This window comes from Streptomyces sp. NPDC091292, from assembly GCF_044757265.1.
Taxonomy (GTDB): Bacteria; Actinomycetota; Actinomycetes; order Streptomycetales; family Streptomycetaceae; genus Streptomyces.
On the sequence record NZ_JBIVUQ010000012.1, the window covers coordinates 55,648 to 72,463 of the forward strand.

Annotated in this window: 20 protein-coding genes and 1 tRNA gene; 18 read left to right on the forward strand and 3 right to left on the reverse strand. The window is 69.7% G+C overall.

What is annotated here, in order from left to right:
* Positions 1-81: 81 nt before the first annotated feature.
* The 13 genes from ACIQNU_RS27985 (at position 82) to ACIQNU_RS28045 (ending at position 7,126) form a co-directional block, all read left to right on the forward strand.
* A complete protein-coding gene (locus tag ACIQNU_RS27985; RefSeq protein ID WP_401371726.1) occupies positions 82-264 on the forward strand; it encodes a hypothetical protein in 183 nt (60 codons plus the stop codon).
* A gap of 264 nt (positions 265-528) precedes the next feature.
* Positions 529-1,068, forward strand: a complete 540-nt coding sequence (locus ACIQNU_RS27990) for a hypothetical protein (RefSeq protein ID WP_401372067.1) — start codon at positions 529-531, stop codon at positions 1,066-1,068.
* A gap of 64 nt (positions 1,069-1,132) precedes the next feature.
* Entirely contained in the window at positions 1,133-1,630 is a 498-nt protein-coding gene (tadA, locus tag ACIQNU_RS27995; protein WP_401371727.1) for a tRNA adenosine(34) deaminase TadA, read from the forward strand.
* A 41-nt stretch (positions 1,631-1,671) separates the two neighbouring features.
* A tRNA-Ser gene (locus tag ACIQNU_RS28000) sits at positions 1,672-1,756 on the forward strand.
* A gap of 168 nt (positions 1,757-1,924) precedes the next feature.
* On the forward strand, positions 1,925-2,173 hold the full coding sequence (locus ACIQNU_RS28005; protein WP_401371729.1) for a hypothetical protein: 249 nt from the start codon (positions 1,925-1,927) through the stop codon (positions 2,171-2,173).
* On the forward strand, positions 2,158-2,598 hold the full coding sequence (locus ACIQNU_RS28010; protein ID WP_401371730.1) for a type II toxin-antitoxin system VapC family toxin: 441 nt from the start codon (positions 2,158-2,160) through the stop codon (positions 2,596-2,598). The genes ACIQNU_RS28005 and ACIQNU_RS28010 overlap by 16 nt, the downstream gene beginning before the upstream one ends.
* Positions 2,599-2,684: 86 nt before the next feature.
* Positions 2,685-2,924 carry a type II toxin-antitoxin system Phd/YefM family antitoxin gene (locus ACIQNU_RS28015; RefSeq protein WP_401371732.1) on the forward strand — a complete coding sequence of 80 codons (240 nt, stop codon included), beginning with the start codon at positions 2,685-2,687 and terminating at the stop codon, positions 2,922-2,924.
* Positions 2,921-3,361, forward strand: coding sequence for a PIN domain-containing protein (locus ACIQNU_RS28020; protein WP_401371734.1), 441 nt, complete (start codon positions 2,921-2,923; stop codon positions 3,359-3,361). Before ACIQNU_RS28015 ends, ACIQNU_RS28020 begins: the two co-directional genes overlap by 4 nt.
* 90 nt (positions 3,362-3,451) lie before the next feature.
* Positions 3,452-3,628 carry a hypothetical protein gene (locus ACIQNU_RS28025; protein WP_389898673.1) on the forward strand — a complete coding sequence of 59 codons (177 nt, stop codon included), beginning with the start codon at positions 3,452-3,454 and terminating at the stop codon, positions 3,626-3,628.
* A gap of 54 nt (positions 3,629-3,682) precedes the next feature.
* Complete coding sequence (locus ACIQNU_RS28030; protein ID WP_401371736.1) at positions 3,683-3,976, forward strand: Dabb family protein; 294 nt, start codon at positions 3,683-3,685, stop codon at positions 3,974-3,976.
* Between the two features lie 203 nt (positions 3,977-4,179).
* On the forward strand, positions 4,180-5,127 hold the full coding sequence (locus ACIQNU_RS28035) for an RNA polymerase sigma factor SigF (RefSeq protein ID WP_401371738.1): 948 nt from the start codon (positions 4,180-4,182) through the stop codon (positions 5,125-5,127).
* Positions 5,128-5,371: 244 nt separating this feature from the next.
* Positions 5,372-6,253 (forward strand): RNA polymerase sigma factor SigF, encoded by an 882-nt coding sequence (locus ACIQNU_RS28040; protein ID WP_401371740.1) that lies wholly within the window; start codon positions 5,372-5,374, stop codon positions 6,251-6,253.
* Between the two features lie 78 nt (positions 6,254-6,331).
* Positions 6,332-7,126 (forward strand): hypothetical protein, encoded by a 795-nt coding sequence (locus ACIQNU_RS28045; RefSeq protein WP_401371742.1) that lies wholly within the window; start codon positions 6,332-6,334, stop codon positions 7,124-7,126.
* A gap of 11 nt (positions 7,127-7,137) precedes the next feature.
* On the opposite strand, the gene ACIQNU_RS28050 is transcribed toward ACIQNU_RS28045, so the two are convergent.
* Positions 7,138-7,359: a hypothetical protein gene (locus ACIQNU_RS28050; RefSeq protein WP_401371744.1), complete on the reverse strand. Its 222-nt coding sequence runs from the start codon at positions 7,357-7,359 to the stop codon at positions 7,138-7,140.
* A gap of 1,456 nt (positions 7,360-8,815) precedes the next feature.
* Between ACIQNU_RS28050 and ACIQNU_RS28055 the strand changes: the two genes are divergently transcribed.
* From ACIQNU_RS28055 to ACIQNU_RS28070, 4 genes are all read left to right on the forward strand, one after another.
* The gene (locus tag ACIQNU_RS28055) at positions 8,816-9,316 is read left to right on the forward strand and encodes a MarR family winged helix-turn-helix transcriptional regulator (RefSeq protein WP_401371746.1); all 501 of its coding nucleotides are present in this window, start codon (positions 8,816-8,818) and stop codon (positions 9,314-9,316) included.
* 24 nt (positions 9,317-9,340) lie between these two features.
* Positions 9,341-11,863, forward strand: a complete 2,523-nt coding sequence (locus ACIQNU_RS28060) for an MFS transporter (protein ID WP_401371748.1) — start codon at positions 9,341-9,343, stop codon at positions 11,861-11,863.
* Between the two features lie 118 nt (positions 11,864-11,981).
* A complete protein-coding gene (locus ACIQNU_RS28065) occupies positions 11,982-12,800 on the forward strand; it encodes a YceI family protein (RefSeq protein ID WP_401371750.1) in 819 nt (272 codons plus the stop codon).
* A gap of 10 nt (positions 12,801-12,810) precedes the next feature.
* The gene (locus tag ACIQNU_RS28070; protein WP_401371752.1) at positions 12,811-13,278 is read left to right on the forward strand and encodes a PPOX class F420-dependent oxidoreductase; all 468 of its coding nucleotides are present in this window, start codon (positions 12,811-12,813) and stop codon (positions 13,276-13,278) included.
* A gap of 74 nt (positions 13,279-13,352) precedes the next feature.
* Here the strand turns inward: ACIQNU_RS28070 and ACIQNU_RS28075 are convergent, their stop codons facing one another.
* Both ACIQNU_RS28075 and ACIQNU_RS28080 read right to left on the reverse strand, forming a co-directional pair.
* Positions 13,353-14,123, reverse strand: a complete 771-nt coding sequence (locus tag ACIQNU_RS28075; protein ID WP_401371754.1) for a TetR/AcrR family transcriptional regulator — start codon at positions 14,121-14,123, stop codon at positions 13,353-13,355.
* 27 nt (positions 14,124-14,150) lie between these two features.
* The gene (locus ACIQNU_RS28080; RefSeq protein WP_401371756.1) at positions 14,151-15,713 is read right to left on the reverse strand and encodes an MFS transporter; all 1,563 of its coding nucleotides are present in this window, start codon (positions 15,711-15,713) and stop codon (positions 14,151-14,153) included.
* A gap of 225 nt (positions 15,714-15,938) precedes the next feature.
* Here ACIQNU_RS28080 and ACIQNU_RS28085 point away from each other — a divergent pair, with 225 nt between their 5' ends.
* A complete protein-coding gene (locus ACIQNU_RS28085) occupies positions 15,939-16,808 on the forward strand; it encodes an endonuclease/exonuclease/phosphatase family protein (protein ID WP_401371758.1) in 870 nt (289 codons plus the stop codon).
* Positions 16,809-16,816 lie beyond the last annotated feature (8 nt).

Consider the following 16,816-nt stretch of genomic DNA (forward strand, 5'->3'; position numbering starts at 1 on the left):
GCCGGGGCCCGCGCACCCTCGTACGGGCATCAAACCGCCCGACCGGGGGAAAGGGGGAGGGACCGAGTGGGGGTGTCGCGTATGCCGGAGCAGGAACCGGAGACCGGACGGGAGGTCGAACGGGAAGCCGAGCGCCGGCGGCGCCGCGCCCAGTTCCTCCGCGACCTCACCGAGGCGCGGGAGCTGCGCGACCGGGTCCAGCCGCGTCGCGTCCGCGCGGCCCGAATGCGGCAAGCGGTCCGGATGCGTACGTTCCGCTGGTGAGGGGGCGGCGCACACCGCAGCGTGCGCGCGCCGCCGTACACGCCCGCCGTTCGGCCCTGAACACCCCCCTGAACTTGCCCTGAACACGCCCTGAACACGCCGTCCGGACAAAGCGACGCGGACACAGCGGGCGGAAGACCTCTCCTCACGGCGTGGTTTCTGCCACGATTCCGAGTGGGCGGGAGTCTGGCTCAGCACCCCCGCCCCCGACCTCCGCCGGGGGGAACCCCAACCGGCACGCCTATGACCAGTGGGAGAGTCACGGTGTACTTCGCCGCACTGCTCGCGCGCACCGAAGACGGGTGGGAAGCGAGCGACACAGATCTGGACGATGTGGAAACCCTGTCGGACCTCACCGACCTGGCCCATGAGGCATCGGTCGACGACGACACGGTGCTCGTCCTCATCGAACAGGAAGGTGCGTGGTTCGGCGTCGTCCGCGTGGACGGCGAGGAAGACCCGCGTATCTACGTCTCGGACGCCGCCGCGGCGGCTCGCAGTTCCTACGGCGAGATCCTCCTCACCGACGAACTGCTCGGCCGCGATCCCGGCGACGACGCCGATCTCGACGCACTCGACCTCGACGGCACCGAGGACGGCGAACCCGACGCCTCCTCGTCCGACGACGAGGACGATGCCGCGCCGTCCGCCGACGCCGCGCCCTCGGGTCCGATCGGGGACAGCGCCGTCCTCGTGGACCTCGGAGTCACCGTCAAGGAGCTGCTCGCCCTGGAGAGCGGGGACGCGCTCGGAGAGATCGCGGAGGTGCTGGGAGTGGCGGAGGTACTCGAAACGGTCCGCTAGGACTGATGCCCAGGACGGATGCCGGGGCGGATGTCGGGGCGGGTGGCGCGTGTAGGTTCCCCGTATGAACGACCGTCCCGCCACCCCGCCCCAGGGACCGCCCGATCCCGTACGGGACCCCTGGCGGGCGGCGATGCGGCTCGCCCTGGACGAGGCGCGGCTGGCCGTCCGGGGCGGTGACGTACCGGTCGGGGCGGTCCTGCTGTCCGCCGACGGCACCCTGCTGTCGGCGGGCCACAACGAGCGGGAGGCGACCGGTGATCCGACCGCCCACGCCGAGATCGTGGCGATCCGCCGGGGCGCCGCGAAGCTCGGCTCGTGGCGGCTGACGGACTGCACCCTGGTCGTCACGCTCGAACCGTGCACGATGTGCGCGGGCGCGCTCGTGCAGTCACGCGTCGACCGCGTGGTCTACGGCGCCCGCGACGAGAAGGCGGGCGCGGCCGGCTCCCTGTGGGACGTCGTCCGGGACCGCCGGCTCAACCACCGGCCCGAGGTGATCGGCGGGGTCCTGGCCGAGGCGTGCGGACGGGTCCTCACGGACTTCTTCCGCGACCGATAGTGATTTCTGAGCACGCCCCACCGTGCGGTAAGGTCTCTCTCGGTAGCGTGTCCGAGCGGCCGAAGGAGCTCGCCTCGAAAGCGAGTGTGGCGCAAGTCACCGAGGGTTCAAATCCCTCCGCTACCGCTCTCACACCCTCTTGACCTGCGGAAACGCGGCCGGGAGGGTGTTTTGCGTGCGGCACGCGGGCTGATGACAGCACAATTGGCCTGCGCACGGGGCGTGTTACCCCTTCCACCGGACGAGCCCCCTCGAACTGGACAGAAGTCCTACTCCTAGTGGGATAATGCACGCATGGCTATTGATCACGCGCCTGCGGACGAGACCACAGTCAAGAAGTCCGTCACCATCCCCAGATCGCTTGCTCGGGAGGTAGAGGCCCGCACCGGCGCCCGGGGCTTCTCGCGCTTCGTCTCCGACGCTGTTGAACACGCCCTCGCCCTGACCAAAACCAGAGAGATCGTCGAGGCGTACGAGGACGAGCACGGCTCCTTCACGCCCGAGGAGATCGAGGAGGCCCGTCGGACATGGCACGGCGAGTAGCCCCGTCGTTCCCCCGCGCCCTCCTCGTCCTCGATGCGCAGCCACTGTCTCTCCTGGCCGACCAGGACCGCAGAATGGCACTGATGCTCAAGGTCGCAGAAGCCGAGGGGTACGCAGCCGCGATCTCCACGGTCAGCATCGCCGAGGTCCGCCGCACCGGACAGGCCGCGAACCACCTGCGCTGGCTGCGCTCCCGGCTCACCGTCATTCCCGCAACCGAGATCATCGCCGACCGCGCGGCAGAGCTACTGGAGGACGCCGGCCTGGACGGTCACGAAAACGTGGTGGACGCGCTCGTAGTCGCCACTGCCGCCTGCTCGGGCGGACCGATGAAGGTCGCCTCCACCGACGGTTCCCACATTCCGAAGCTCTGCCACGCGGCATCCGTAGGCCGCAGAAGCCCGGTGGAATGGGTCCGCGTCTGACCCTGTCCGGCAGGCCCTGGACGTCCAGGGGGCTCCTGACCCAGAGCGTCAGGGTGCGGGCGGGTGCGAGTAGTAACATGTACTACATGGAGACCACGGCTCGGGAGTTCAATCAGAAGTCCTCGCAGATACTCGCGGCGGCGGCGCGTGGCGAGACGATCACCGTCACCAAGAACGGCGTCGCGGTCGCGCGCGTGGTGCCCATCAACGACGATGTCCCGCCCTATCCCACCGACCCCATGGGCGAGATCGACCTTCCCGACCTCGGCCTCCCCAACCTCACCAACGACGAGATCGAGGACGTACTCGGGGGAATGGGCACGTGATCGCCATTGCCGACACCAACGCGCTCTACCGCCTCCTCGACCCCGGCCTTGACGGTCATGAGGCACACAAAAAAGCGCTGGCAACCATCAGCCACCTCATCGTCCCGCCCATGGTCCTCGCCGAGCTGGACTATCTGATCTCGGCGCGGGGTGGGGCCCGCAAAGCGCTGGCCGCGGCGCGGTTCATCGAGCGCTACGCCGCCACCCGCCGGTTCGAAGTGCCGCACGTCGCGGCGCACTTGAGTGCGGCCATCGCTGTGGCCGAGGGGTACGCGGATGCCGATGGCGGGAAGGGCGTCGGGCTGACGGACGCCATGAACGTCGCCCTGGCGGCGGCGTACGGAACCGCTGTCCTGTTCACCACCGACCGGCACTTCCGCATGATCCGGCCACTGACCGGACATCCGGCGTTCCGGCTTCTGCCCGATGACGCGTAAGGGCTCCCGTGGCACGTTGTTGACGGCGGGATACACTGCACCGCCGACAACAGGGGACGCGGGCGGGCGGCAGGTAGGGGAGGCCACGGCGTGGTGCAGACGAAAAAGATCGCGCTCTATGTGGTGGTCGTCTTTGTGCTGTATGTGATCATCACGGATCCGGGCAAGGCCGCCGACTACGTGCAGATAGGGTTCGAGGGCATATCGAGCGCCGCTCAAGCCATCGGTGACTTCATGACGTGGATCGTCAACGGCGCCAAGGACTGAGCGAGCGACGGAGCCCGTCCGTCCGCCTGTCCACCGGTCCGTCTAGGAGTCGCCGTGATCCGCCACCTGGTCCTGTTCAAGCTCAACGACGGCGTCGTACGCGACGATCCGCGCGTCGTCGCGGGTGCCGAGGCGTTCAAGGCGCTCGGCGGTCAGATCCCGGAGCTGGCGTTCTGGGAGTGCGCGTGGAACATCAGCGACCGGCCCATCGCGTACGACTTCGCGATCAATTCGGCGGTCGCGGACACCGACGCCCTCCGGCGCTATCTCGAACACCCGGCCCACCAGGCGGGCGTCGCCCTGTGGCGCGAGTTCGCCACGTGGGTGATCGCCGACTACGAGTTCTGAGGCCCCGCACCCCCGGAACGCCCCCCTCCGTACCCCGGAACCCCCCACGGCCTACCGGCCGCCCTGGGGGGTTCGGTCATATCTCCCCCATATCTCCCCCAACACGGCGTTATGCGGTGCTTGCACACAGTGCACATGTCTTGTGATGCTATGACCGCTTTTGACGGATGAGTTGAACGTTTTGTACGAACGTGGGTGAAGGGGTGGCGTTGACCGTGCCGGCCAGTACTGCGCCTCAGGCTCCACCCCAGCCTCCGCCCCAGGCCGCCGCGCCCCCGGCGCCGCCCCACCAGGCCACACCCCCGGACACTCTCGCGCCCCAGGACCCCCCGGCCGAGCAGCCGCCCCCGGAGGAACCCCCCGCCGGCGAGCCCGCCCCGCCCCGCAGCCGAGGCGCCGACACCCGCGCCCTCACCCAGGTCCTCTTCGGGCAGCTCAAACACCTGGAGCCCGGCACCCCCGAGCACGGCCGGGTCCGGGGCGCGCTCATCGAGGCCAACCTGCCCCTCGTCCGGTACGCCGCCGCTCGCTTCCGCAGCCGCAACGAGCCGATGGAGGACGTCGTCCAGGTCGGCACCATCGGCCTGATCAACGCCATCGACCGCTTCGACCCGGACCGGGGCGTCCAGTTCCCGACCTTCGCGATGCCCACCGTCGTCGGCGAGATCAAGCGGTACTTCCGCGACAACGTCCGTACCGTCCACGTACCGCGCCGCCTGCACGAGCTGTGGGTGCAGGTGAACGGCGCGACCGAGGATCTGACCACCAACTTCGGGCGGTCCCCGACCACCGCCGAGATCGCCGAGCGGCTGCGCATCACCGAGGAGGAGGTGCTGGCCTGCATCGAGGCCGGCCGCTCCTACCACGCGACCTCCCTTGAGGCCGCCCAGGAGGGCGACGGACTGCCCGGCCTGCTCGACCGGCTCGGCTACGAGGACCCCGCACTCGACGGCGTCGAACACCGCGACCTCGTACGGCATCTGCTCGTACAACTGCCCGAAAGGGAGCAGCGGATTTTGCTGTTGCGTTACTACAGCAATCTCACGCAGTCGCAGATCAGCGCCGAACTGGGTGTGTCCCAGATGCATGTGTCAAGGCTCCTCGCCCGAAGCTTCGCGCGCTTGCGATCCGCAAACAGGATCGAGGCGTAACCGGAACGGGTCGACCGTCTCCGGAGCCGGTTGCCGACCTCACACGCGCCGAAAACCCCCAGACCCCCTGTTTCCTGCGCAGACTCCCCCTCCACATGTCGACAAGTCACTACAGCGTGTTGCCGACATGTGACATTCTGCGGGAACCGCGTTTGCCGGGGCCCCACCGCCGGTATTCAGGTGGAGGCTGCGTTCCTCAGACGGGTGCGCCGGCCACGACCGTCCGCGACCTCAAGGGGGTGGCATGTCCGTAGACCAGGGCAGCTCGAAGGTGCTCACGCTCACGAAGAGCGCAACCGCGCCCGACGCGCTGAACAGCCCGGCGGTGACCGTTCACCGCTCGGCGCCGTCCACGACTTCGGAAGCCATCGACACCCGCACCCTGTCCCGCTCCCTGTTCCTGCGGCTCGCCGCGCTCGGCGAGGACAGCCCGGAGCGCGTCTATGTCCGGGACACCCTCATCGAACTCAACCTCCCGCTCGTGCGGTACGCGGCGGCGCGCTTCCGCAGCCGCAACGAGCCGATGGAGGACATCGTCCAGGTCGGCACGATCGGCCTGATCAAGGCGATCGACCGCTTCGACTGCGAACGGGGCGTGGAATTCCCCACGTTCGCCATGCCGACGGTCGTCGGTGAGATCAAGCGGTTCTTCCGGGACACCTCGTGGTCGGTGCGGGTGCCGCGCCGCCTCCAGGAACTCCGCCTGGCCCTCACCAAGGCCAGCGACGAACTCGCGCAGAAGCTCGACCGCTCGCCGACCGTCCCCGAACTCGCCGCCGTCCTGGGCGTGTCCGAGGAGGACGTGGTCGACGGCCTCGCGGTCGGCAACGCGTACACGGCCTCGTCCCTGGACTCGCCGGCCCCGGAGGACGACGGCGGCGAGGGCTCCCTCGCGGACCGCCTCGGGTACGAGGACTCGGCCCTGGAGGGCGTCGAGTACCGCGAGTCGCTGAAGCCGCTGCTCGCCAAGCTGCCGCCGCGTGAGCGGCGCATCATCATGCTGCGGTTCTTCGCGAACATGACGCAGTCGCAGATCGGCGAGGAGGTCGGTATCTCGCAGATGCATGTGTCGCGGCTGCTGACCCGGACGCTGGCGCAGCTCCGCGAGGGCCTGATCTCCGACTAGCCCTTCCTGGGGTTACGGGTTACCGGGTTACGGGTACCCAGGGTTCCTATTTGACGGACCGTCAGCCACACTGGCGCGATGCGACGGACTTGGACCCGGGGGCGCAGGGGTGCCGTGGCCGCGGTCTCGGTGACCGCGGTCGCCCTCGGCACGCTGCTGGCCGCGTGCGGCACGGGCGGCGGCCTGGACGGCTATGTGGCGGTGGGGCCGAACGGCGGCTCGGGGTCGTCCGGCAAGGCGGTGGGGCCGACGGGTGAGGTGGCGTTGGTGCCGCTGGACGGGGATCGGGGTTCCGGTGATGGCCCTTCCGGGGGTTCGGGGGGTTCCCGTTCGCCGGGGGCGGGGTCTGGTGGGGCGAGTACGGGTACGGGTTCCGGTACGGGTGCGCGTACGGGGGCGTCGAGCGGTGGGGTGAACTCGCCGGCCGGGCCCGGCACTTCGGCGCCGGGGCCGACCTCTGGGACGGGCGGTACAGGCAGTACGGGCGGTACGGGCGGTGGCGGCTCGGGTGGGGCTCCGGTGGAGGGGACGCCTGATCCCCCTTCGTCGTCTCCGACGCCGGACACCCCTGCGGCTCTGACTCTCGACGCACCCGAACGCGAGGCCGCCGACCACCGCTGGTGCGAGAACGTCACGGTCGCCTTCCACAACACCGGTGGCACGGCGGCGCGTTCCGGCACCGTCACCTTCGGCACCCACATCATCGGCGCCCTGGGCATCGACTGGGCAACCATCGAATCCACTCAGCCGCTGCCGGCGCCGATCGCGGCGGGCGGGACGAAGGAGAAGACGTACGAGGTGTGCGTGGACGCCTGGCGAGTGCCGCTGGGCATGCACATCGAGACCCGCGACGTGTCGGCGACGTGGAAGTGACGTGCCCGGAACTAGCTGAGGGCCAGCCAGGCGACCGCCGCGACGATGACGACGGCCGCGATCACCCCGGCGATAAGGCCGACACGGGGGCCGGACGAGGTGGCCTGGGGCTGCTGGGGGCCGCCTCCGGCCTGGGGGGCGCCTTCGTCGACGAAAGCGCGGAACATCTGGGTGCTGCCCGCGGGGTCGTAGCCGCCCTCGGGTCCCTGGGGAGCTTGGGGGTTCTGTGCCATGGGCGGACCTTAGCGAATGCACGTCCGTGCGGGAACAGGTGGGGTGGGCTGCGCCCGGCAGAACGGGTGGGGGTCGACTCCTGCCCCGCCGGACACAACCGGCGGTGGCCGAGCGCCGCTGCGGCGGGGACTGGCCTGCGGCCAGCAGACGACTGTGGTGAGGCCCGCGACAATTCCGCCGGACACAGCCCGGCCGTAGCTGAGCACCGCTGCGGCGGGAAGGGGCCTGCGGCCAGCAGGCAACCGAGGGTCGGGCCGGAGACCATTCCGCCGGACACAACCGGCCGTAGCTGAGCACCGCTGCGGCGGGAATTGGCCTGCGGCCAGCAGACGACTGTGGTGAGGGCCGTGACGATTTCGCCGGACACAGGCCGCTGTGGGTGAGCGCCGCTGCGGCGAACCTGGGGCTGCGCCCCGAGCGGAGAACGTTGGCGACAGTCGTGGCTGTTGCGCCGGACACGACCGGCGGTGGTTGAACAGCGCTGCGGCGGCAAATGGCCTGCGGCCGGCAGACGACTGTGGTGAGGCCCGCGACAATTCCGCCGGACACAGGCCCCTGTGGGTGAGCGCCGCTGCGGCGAACTTGGGGCTGCGCCCCGAGCGGAGAACGTTGGCGACCGTCCGTGGCTGTTGCGCCGGACACAACCGGCGGTGGCTGAGTACCGCAGCGGCGGCAAATGGCCTGCGGCCGGCCAACAACTTGGTGAGGGCCGTCACGATTTCGTCAGCACAGCCCGGCCGTAGCTGAGCACCACTGCGGCGAGAATTGGCCTGCGGCCAGCAGGCGACCGAGGGTCAGGCCGGAGACCGTCCCGCCGGACACAACCCGCCATGGTCAACCACCCCTGCGGCAGCAAATGGCCTGCGGCCAGCAGACAACCAGCCTGAGGCAGAGACCATTCCGCCGGACACAACCCCAAATTGCTGCGGTCGGCCAACAACTTGGTGGGGGCCGTGACGATTTCGTCGGGCACAGGCCGCTGTGGGTGAGCGTCGTTGCGGCGAACCTGGGGCTGCGCCCCTAGCGGGGAGAGCGTTGGCGACAGTCGTGGCTGTTGCGGCGGACGCGGTCGGCCGTGGTCAGCAGTGGTGTGGGAAGGGGGCTGTGGCGCGTCGACAGCCGGGAGTGGTGTCAGCGCCGTGGGCAAGCACCGCTGCGGTGGGGATTGGCCTGCGGCCGACAGGTAGGCAGGCTGCCTTGAATCAGGCCGGTGAGCAAAACCGAAGCGACCCTGGCGCCTCCAGCCTTCCCAGGGACCCCGCGCTCGCAAATGGGCCGCCCCTTCGCCTTCACAGGCCCATCCCGGCGCCCTTACCCCACCCCACCTGCACCTTTACCCGTCACCCCCCGCCCCTTTACCAGGTTTTTAGGGCGTTCGCACCCCTTTTCGTTTGCCTGTGGCAACCATGCTTCTCTATGGTTGCCCTAAGCAACAAGTAGTGTGGGAGGGGTTTCGTGGTGGCTCGGCGGCAGTATGAGGAGCTGGCTCGGCAGCTCGGTGCCATCGGGGCCGTGAAGCGCGGGATGGCGCGAGCGCTCCCGCAGGACTGTCCCCCCGGCTCGGCGATCGTTCTCACCCTGCTCGACCGGCACGGTGACATGCGGATGAGCCGCCTCGCGGAACTCCTCGCCGTCGACATGTCCGTGACCAGCCGCCATGTGGCGCACGTCGCGGAACGGGGCTGGATCGAGCGGTGCCCCGACCCCGCCGACAAACGCTCCCGCATCCTGCGGCTGACCCCTGCGGGCAAGGAGCGCCTCGACGACATGTCCGAGCGTTACGTGGAGACGCTCGCCCACTTTCTCGGCGACTGGTCCGACGACGAGGTCGACCAGCTCTGCACCCTGCTCGCCCGGCTGCGCGACAGCTTCGGGGACTGCCGGGCGCAGTCCGTGCGGCTCCCGAACCCCGGAACCCGGATCCCTTCCGCACCGACCACCCGTACACCCGTTTAACACCCGTTCAAGAAAAGGAAGTCCATGGCAACGACCACACCGGCCGGTGTGCGGGGCAGCCATGCCAAGCACGGAGGGGCGGCCCCGGACGGCGCCCCGATGACGCACCGGCAGATCATGGAAGCGCTCTCCGGACTGCTGCTCGGCATGTTCGTGGCGATCCTGTCGTCCACGATCGTCTCCAACGCCCTGCCGCAGATCATCAGCGACCTCGGCGGCGGGCAGAGCGCGTACACCTGGGTCGTCACGGCCTCGCTCCTCTCGATGACGGCGACCACCCCGCTGTGGGGCAAGCTCGCCGACCTCTTCTCGAAGAAGCTCCTGGTCCAGATATCCCTGGTCATCTATGTCGCCGGATCCGTCGTCGCGGGTCTCTCGCAGAGCGCCGGCATGCTGATCGCCTGCCGTGTCGTGCAGGGCATCGGCGTCGGCGGTCTCTCCGCCCTCGCGCAGATCGTGATGGCCGCGATGATCTCGCCGCGTGAGCGCGGCCGGTACAGCGGCTACCTCGGCGCCACCTTCGCCGTCGCCACCGTCGGCGGCCCGCTGCTCGGCGGTGTCATCACGGACACCTCGTTCCTGGGCTGGCGCTGGTGCTTCTACGTCGGCGTCCCGTTCGCCGTGATCGCTCTTGTCGTACTTCAGAAGACGCTTCGGCTTCCCGTCGTGAAGCGTGAGGGCGTCAAGGTCGACTGGGCCGGTGCCTTCTTCATCAGCGCCGCGGTCTGCCTGCTGCTCGTCTGGGTGACCTTCGCGGGCGACAAGTACGACTGGATGTCCTGGCAGACGGCCGCGATGGTCGGCGGCTCGGTCCTGCTCGGACTGATCTTCGTCTTCATCGAGTCCATCGCCAAGGAACCGATCATCCCGCTGCGGCTGTTCCGCAACCGCACCATCACCCTCGCCTCCCTCGCCTCCCTCTTCGTCGGTGTCGCGATGTTCGCCGGCACCGTCTTCTTCAGCCAGTACTTCCAGCTCGCCCGCGACAAGTCCCCGACGATGTCCGGTGTGATGACGATCCCCATGATCGGGGGGTTGTTCATCTCGTCCACCGTCTCCGGGCAGGTCATCACCAAGACCGGGCGGTGGAAGGCCTGGCTCGTCTCCGGTGGTGTCCTCGTCACGGCCGGACTCGGCCTGCTCGGCATGATCCGGTACGACACCCCGTACTGGCACATCGCGATCTTCATGGCGCTGATGGGGCTCGGCGTCGGCATGATGATGCAGAACCTCGTGCTCTGCACCCAGAACCAGGTCGACCCCTCCGACCTCGGCTCCGCCAGCTCCACGGTCACCTTCTTCCGCTCGCTCGGCGGCGCGATCGGCGTCTCCGCGCTCGGCGCGATCATGGCGACCCGGATCACCGGCTACGTCAAGGACGGCTTCGCCGCGCTCGGCCCGAAGGGCGAGGCGCTGGGCCACGGCGGCACCGGCGGCGGCGCCATCCCCGACATGGACACGCTGCCCCCGCCGATCCGTACGGTCATGGAGGCCGCGTACGGGCACGGCATCGCGGACGTCTTCCTGATCGCCGCTCCGATGGCGTTCCTGGCGTTCCTCGTGACCCTCTTCATCAAGGAGGTTCCGCTGCGGACCAAGGGGGCGCTGGCGCAGAGTGCGGAGGCGGAGGGTGAAGGGGAGCCGGCCCCGGTTCCCGTCGCGGCCATGGCGTCCGCTTCCGCCGCCCCTTCCGCCTCCCCTTCCACTGCCGCTTCCATACCCGGCCAGGCCCATGCCCCGGCCTTGGACGCCGTTCCGGTCCCGGTGGCCGCCAACGGCCTCGGTGGCATTCCGGTACGAGGTCACGTCCGGGGTGTCGAGAGCGCGCCGGTCTCCCGGGCCGCCGTCACGCTGATCTCGCTCGGCGGACGCCAGTTGGGCCGCGCGGTCGCCCAGGCCGACGGCTCCTACGCGGTCGACGCGCCGGGCTCCGGCTCGTACGTCCTGATCGCATCGGCCGACGGCTTCCAGCCGCAGGCGTCCACCGTCGTGGTCGACGGTGAACCCGTCGCGTACGACATCCTGCTCAGCGGGACCAGCGGGCTCGCCGGGCTGGTGCGGGCCGTGGACAGCGGGGCGCCGGTCGCCGGGGCGATGGTCGTCGTGACCGATGTCCGCGGTGACGTACTGGCCACCGGAACCACCGGCGACCAGGGCGAGTTCACCTTCGCCGAGCTGGTCCCCGGGCCCGTCACGGTCGCCGTGAACGCGGCGCGCCACCGTCCGCTCGCCCTGCCCGTCGAGGTCGGCTCCACCGGGGTCACCCGGATCGAGGTCGACCTGTACCCGGGCGCGCAGGTCCTCGGGACCGTACGGGCGCCGGGCGGCGGGCCGCTGCACGACGCGCGGGTCACCCTCGTCGACGCGGCGGGCAACGTCATCGGCACCGCACGGACCGGACCCGACGGGGCGTACGGGTTCACCGATCTCGACAGCGGTGAGTACACCGTCATCGCGACCGGGTACCCGCCGGCCGCCTCGACGGTCAGCGTGAACGGCCACGGGGTCGACGCGCACGACATCGAACTCGCGCACCCCGGCGAGTAGTCATCGGTCGGGTGAAACGGGGCGGGTGGCGAGTCCACCCGCCCCTTCCGGCAGGACGATGGCCCACGACGACAGTCACCGACCGATTCATCAGCGTGCATCAGAGGAGAACCACCAGATGGCAGTCCGTGGGCGGATTCGTACGCGGGACGGGTGGGCCGTGCCGCATGCCGTCGTCACCCTCACCGACATGACCGGTGCGCAGGTGCTGCGCGCCGGGGCCGACGACGAGGGCGCCGTACGCGACGCGACCGACCTCGCCCCCGGTTCGTACACGGTCATCGTGACCGCCGTCGGGTACGCGCCCGTCGCCTCGACCGCCCTGGTCACGACCGGTGGCCGGGCCGAGATCGGGAACGTCGTCCTCGCCCGCCAGGGCGGCACCGAACTCCCGCCGCCCGGACCGTGGACCGTCGACCCCGCGCACTCGTCCGTCGGCGCGGTCGCCCAGCATCTGGGGATCTCCAGCGTGCACGGGCGGTTCACGGAGTTCGGGGCGCGGGTCGAGGTCGCCGGCGATGTGGAGAAGTCCCGGGTCGAGGCCGTCATCAAGGCCGCCTCCATCGACACCGGCAACGGTATGCGCGACAGCCATCTGCGGTCGGCCGACTTCCTCGACGTCGAACGGCACCCGGAGATCACGTACCGCTCGACCGGGCTGACCCCCGCCGGGCCCGACCGCTGGACCGTCCACGGTGAGCTGGCGATGCGGGGTGTGGTGCGCGGGGTCGCTCTCGACCTCAGCTACCTCGGGACCGGGTCCGATCCCTGGGGCGGGGTGCGGGCCGCGTTCCGGGCCACCGCCGAGCTGCGCCGCGACGACTTCGCCATGCACTACAACCAGGTCGTCCAGGCCGGGATCTCCGCGATCGGTACGACGCTGAAGGTCACGCTGGACATTCAGGCGGTCCAGGGCGAGGCGCTGCCCGAGGCGTAAGGTGCCGGTCATGGCACCCAACATCGCTACGAACACCTCCGTCTCACTGGACGAGTTGCTGGACTTCGTCCGGCCCCGGCATCGCGGGATTCTGCTGACGCGCCGGAGTGACGGGTCACCGCAGAGTTCGCCGCTGGCCATCGGGGTCGACGATTCGGGGCGGATCGTCATGTCCACGTATCCGGAGCGGGCCAAGACGCGGAATGCGAAGCGGGACTCGCGGGTGAGTGTGCTGGTGTTGAGCGATGAGTGGAATGGGCCGTGGGTGCAGGTGGACGGGGTCGCGGAGGTGTTGGATCTTCCGGAGTCCGTGGAGCCGTTGGTGGAGTATTACCGGAATATCGCGGGGGAGCATCCGGACTGGGACGAGTACCGGGACGCCATGCGGAAGCAGGGGAAGTCCATTATTCGGGTTTCACCTACCCGGTGGGGGCCGGTTGCCACCGGGGGGTTTCCGGCTCGGTTGAGCGAGGACTGAGGGCGAACCGTTGGATTGGGTTGTGCCCACCCGTTCCGCCGTGCGGAACGCCTGCCCACAACGGGACCCGAGCGTTATCTCTCGGCCATTGCTTCGATTCCCTTGATCAGGAGTTCCAAAGCGAAGGTGAAGTCTCGTTCTCGCATTTCTTCTACCGTGTCGCCTCCCCTCGCTGCCATCAGGTCCGCTGATTGTTGGACCAGAGGGGCCAGGTCCGGGGTGCTTTTGATCGTGGACATCGCTTCGCTGTAGTACGCGTCCTGCGTCATGCCCGCCGCCGCCGCGCGCCGCGCGAAATGGCCCTCGATCGTGCCGAAGCCGTAGACGAACTGGAAGACCGCCGAGAGCGCGCCCGTCTGGCCCTGGGCGGGCACGCCCGTGCGGCGGATGACGCGCTGGACCGTCATGGAGAAGTCCAGCGAGTGCGGGCCGATGTTGAGGAAGGTGCCGGCGAGCGGGGACGTCCACGGGTGGCGGACCAGGAGCGAGCGGTACGCGCGGGTGAGGGCGCGGAGTTCGTCGCGCCAGTCGTCCGGGGCGTCCGGGTCCGGGAGGCGCAGTTCGCCGAAGACGTGGTCCAGGGCCAGTTCGAGGAGGTCGTCCTTGGTGTCCACGTACCAGTAGACCGACATGGCCGTGACGTTCAGCTCGGCGGCCAGGCGGCGCATGGAGAACTTGGCCAGGCCCTCCGCGTCGAGCAGCCGTACCGTCGCCTCGGTGATGCGGTCCCGGTCCAGGCCGGACGGGTGCTCGCTCCGGCGTCCGGACGCGGCGCGCGGCGCCTTGCCCTCCAGCCAGACGCTCGTCCGTGCCGGACGCTCGGCCCGGTCGGCTGCCCTCACCATGGCGCACCTCTTCCTTGTGCGCCGATGTTATGCGGCGCTCGTACGCTTATCCGTGTCAGTGTCGGTGGACTTGCCCGTGGTGGTGTCCGCCGACATCGCCGAGTCTGCCCGTTCCGCGCGCCGGAGCAACGCGGCGGCGAGCAGTCCGCCGAGCAGTACCGCCACCGCGCCCACCAGTTGGCTCGTCTCCAGGCCGGAGGCGAAGGCGTCGGCGATCTCCTGGCGTTCACCGGCCGACGACGCCGCGGCGAGCGCGGCCGGCAGGGATGCCGCGGAGACGGATACGAGCGCGAAGAAGCGGGAGTTCAGTACGGCGCCGAGTACGGCGACGCCCAGGCCGTTGCCGAACTCGGCGAGCGTGCCGTTGACGCCCGCGCCGACGCCCGCCTTCTCGGGCGGGATCGCGCTCATGATCGCGTTGGCCATGGCGGGCATGGCGAGCGCGATGCCCGCGCCCATCACGACCAGACCCAACAGCATCCCGCCGTACGCGCCGTCCGTGCCGCCCGAGAGGAGGGCGATGGCGGCGAGTCCGGCGGCCAGGAGGGTCATGCCGGAGGCGATGGTTCCGGGCGTGCCGAGCTTGGGCAGCAGCCGGGCGCCCAGGCCCGTCAGGTTGAGTGCGACGACGGTGACGGCGAGCGGCGCCGTGCGCAGACCCGCTTCCAGAGCCCCGTAGCCCAGTACGAACTGGAGGTGCTGGGTGAGGAGGTAGAGGGAGCCGCCCATGCCGAAGGCGACCAGGATCGCGCCGGCGACGGCGCCGACGAACCGCTGGTTGCGGAAGAAGTGCATGTCGAGCATCGGGTACGGGACGTGCAGCTCCCAGCGGACGAAGGCGCCGAGGGCGAGTACGCCGACGGTCGCCGACGCCAGGACCTGGGCCGACGTCCAGCCGTGCTCGGGTCCGGAGATGATCCCGTAGACCACCGCCGTCATACCGATCGTGGAGAGGACCGCGCCGAGCAGGTCAGGGCGGTCGCCCTGCGGGTTCTTGGACTCGGGGACCAGCCGGATTACGGCGATCAGGCCGAGCGCCGCCACGGGGATGTTGATGAGGAAGATCGCGCCCCACCAGAAGTGTTCGAGCATCACACCGCCGAGCAGCGGACCGACCGCGAAGCCCAGGGAGTTGACGGTCGACCAGATGCCGATCGCCTTGACCCGCTCGGAGTCGTCGAAGATCTGTACGACGACCGCGAGGGTCGTGGTGATCAGCAGGGCGCCGCCGATTCCCATCCCGGCGCGGGCCGCGATCAGCTGTCCGGACGTCTGCGAAAGGCCCGCGGCGAGTGAGCCGACGCCGAAGAGGGCGAGTCCTGCGGCGAGCATCTTCCGGCGGCCGTAGCGGTCCGCCGAGCTGCCGGCGGTGAGCAGGAGGCCGGACTGGACCAGCGAGTACGCGTTGATCATCCACTGGATGTCGGCGGTGGACGCGTCCAGTTCGCGGGTGAGCGAGGGGATCGCGACATTGAGCACGGTGTTGTCGAGCAGCACCGTGAGCTGCGCGAGCATGAGGACACCGAGGATCAGCCAGCGGCGGGGATGGCGCTGGAGGGTGCTGCTCGTCTCGGCGGCGGGGGCCGTCATGCCGGCTCACTCCTTATACGGTGTACGTCGGTCGGGTGACGTTCACCGTAGGGCAAGCCTTGTACGGCGTACAAACGGGTTTTGCTCCGCTGGTTGAGCCGTGATTCGTCTGGTTGAGCCGTGATTCGTCTGCCGGTCCGCTGTGGCTGGTCGCGCAGTTCCCCGCGCCCCTTCAAGGGCGCGTCCCGCACCCGAAGTTCAGCCGGCCCCCTTAGCCTCACGGCCATGACACAGCGACGACGCACCGTCAGATCCCTTTCCCTACTCGCCGCCGGGCTTCTTGCCGGACTCACCGGACTCACCGGGTCTCCCGCGCAGGCCGACTCCTCCGTCCCCCTCCGTGTCGCCTCGTACAACCTGCACGCGGGCTCCGGCATGGACAACGTCTTCGATCTCGACCGGCAGGAGGCCGTGCTGCGCGGGCTGCGGGCCGATGTCATCGGGCTCCAGGAGGTCGACGTCCACTGGGGCGAGCGCAGCGAGTGGCGCGACATGGCCGGGGAACTCGCCCGGCGCCTCGGCATGCACGTGTACTTCGCGCCGATATACAGCTTCGACCCGCCCGCCGACGGCGCGCCCCGGCGTGAGTACGGGCTCGCCGTGCTGTCCCGGTACAAGATCCGCTCCGCCGAGAACCACGACCTCACCCGGCTCTCCACGCAGGACCCGAACCCGGTGCCCGCCCCCGCACCCGGCTTCCCCGAGGTCGTCGTCAAGGTGCGCGGGGTGCCCGTCCATGTGTACGTGACCCATCTCGACTACCGGGGTGACCCGTCCGTACGCACCGCCCAGGTCGCCGACACCCGCCGGATCATGGCCCAGGACTGCGACGCGCGCGGGAAGTGTCCGGCGCGGATTCTGCTCGGGGACTTCAACGCGCAGCCGACCGCCCCCGAACTCGCCCCGCTGTGGAAGGAGTTGACGGCCGCCGATCCGGGCGGGCCGACCTATCCGGCGCGGAACCCGACGCAGCGCATCGACTATGTCGCCGTCTCGCACGACACCGTGCGGGTACGGGACGCGGCGGTGGTCGAGACGCTTGCCTCGGACCACCGCCCCGTCGTCGCCGATCTGACCGTCACGCGCGGCCGTTGATCGGTCAG

Bases quoted from the DNA above. Each gene is read 5' to 3' on its own strand.
- ACIQNU_RS27985 (WP_401371726.1), top strand. From the start codon at position 82: ATGCCGGAGCAGGAACCGGAGACCGGACGGGAGGTCGAACGGGAAGCC.
- tadA (WP_401371727.1), top strand. From the start codon at position 1,133: ATGAACGACCGTCCCGCCACCCCGCCCCAGGGACCGCCCGATCCCGTA.
- ACIQNU_RS28005 (WP_401371729.1), top strand. From the start codon at position 1,925: ATGGCTATTGATCACGCGCCTGCGGACGAGACCACAGTCAAGAAGTCC.
- ACIQNU_RS28010 (WP_401371730.1), top strand. From the start codon at position 2,158: ATGGCACGGCGAGTAGCCCCGTCGTTCCCCCGCGCCCTCCTCGTCCTC.
- ACIQNU_RS28015 (WP_401371732.1), top strand. From the start codon at position 2,685: ATGGAGACCACGGCTCGGGAGTTCAATCAGAAGTCCTCGCAGATACTC.
- ACIQNU_RS28040 (WP_401371740.1), top strand. From the start codon at position 5,372: ATGTCCGTAGACCAGGGCAGCTCGAAGGTGCTCACGCTCACGAAGAGC.
- ACIQNU_RS28045 (WP_401371742.1), top strand. From the start codon at position 6,332: ATGCGACGGACTTGGACCCGGGGGCGCAGGGGTGCCGTGGCCGCGGTC.
- ACIQNU_RS28050 (WP_401371744.1), bottom strand. From the start codon at position 7,359: ATGGCACAGAACCCCCAAGCTCCCCAGGGACCCGAGGGCGGCTACGAC.
- ACIQNU_RS28060 (WP_401371748.1), top strand. From the start codon at position 9,341: ATGGCAACGACCACACCGGCCGGTGTGCGGGGCAGCCATGCCAAGCAC.
- ACIQNU_RS28065 (WP_401371750.1), top strand. From the start codon at position 11,982: ATGGCAGTCCGTGGGCGGATTCGTACGCGGGACGGGTGGGCCGTGCCG.
- ACIQNU_RS28070 (WP_401371752.1), top strand. From the start codon at position 12,811: ATGGCACCCAACATCGCTACGAACACCTCCGTCTCACTGGACGAGTTG.
- ACIQNU_RS28075 (WP_401371754.1), bottom strand. From the start codon at position 14,123: ATGGTGAGGGCAGCCGACCGGGCCGAGCGTCCGGCACGGACGAGCGTC.
- ACIQNU_RS28080 (WP_401371756.1), bottom strand. From the start codon at position 15,713: ATGACGGCCCCCGCCGCCGAGACGAGCAGCACCCTCCAGCGCCATCCC.
- ACIQNU_RS28085 (WP_401371758.1), top strand. From the start codon at position 15,939: ATGACACAGCGACGACGCACCGTCAGATCCCTTTCCCTACTCGCCGCC.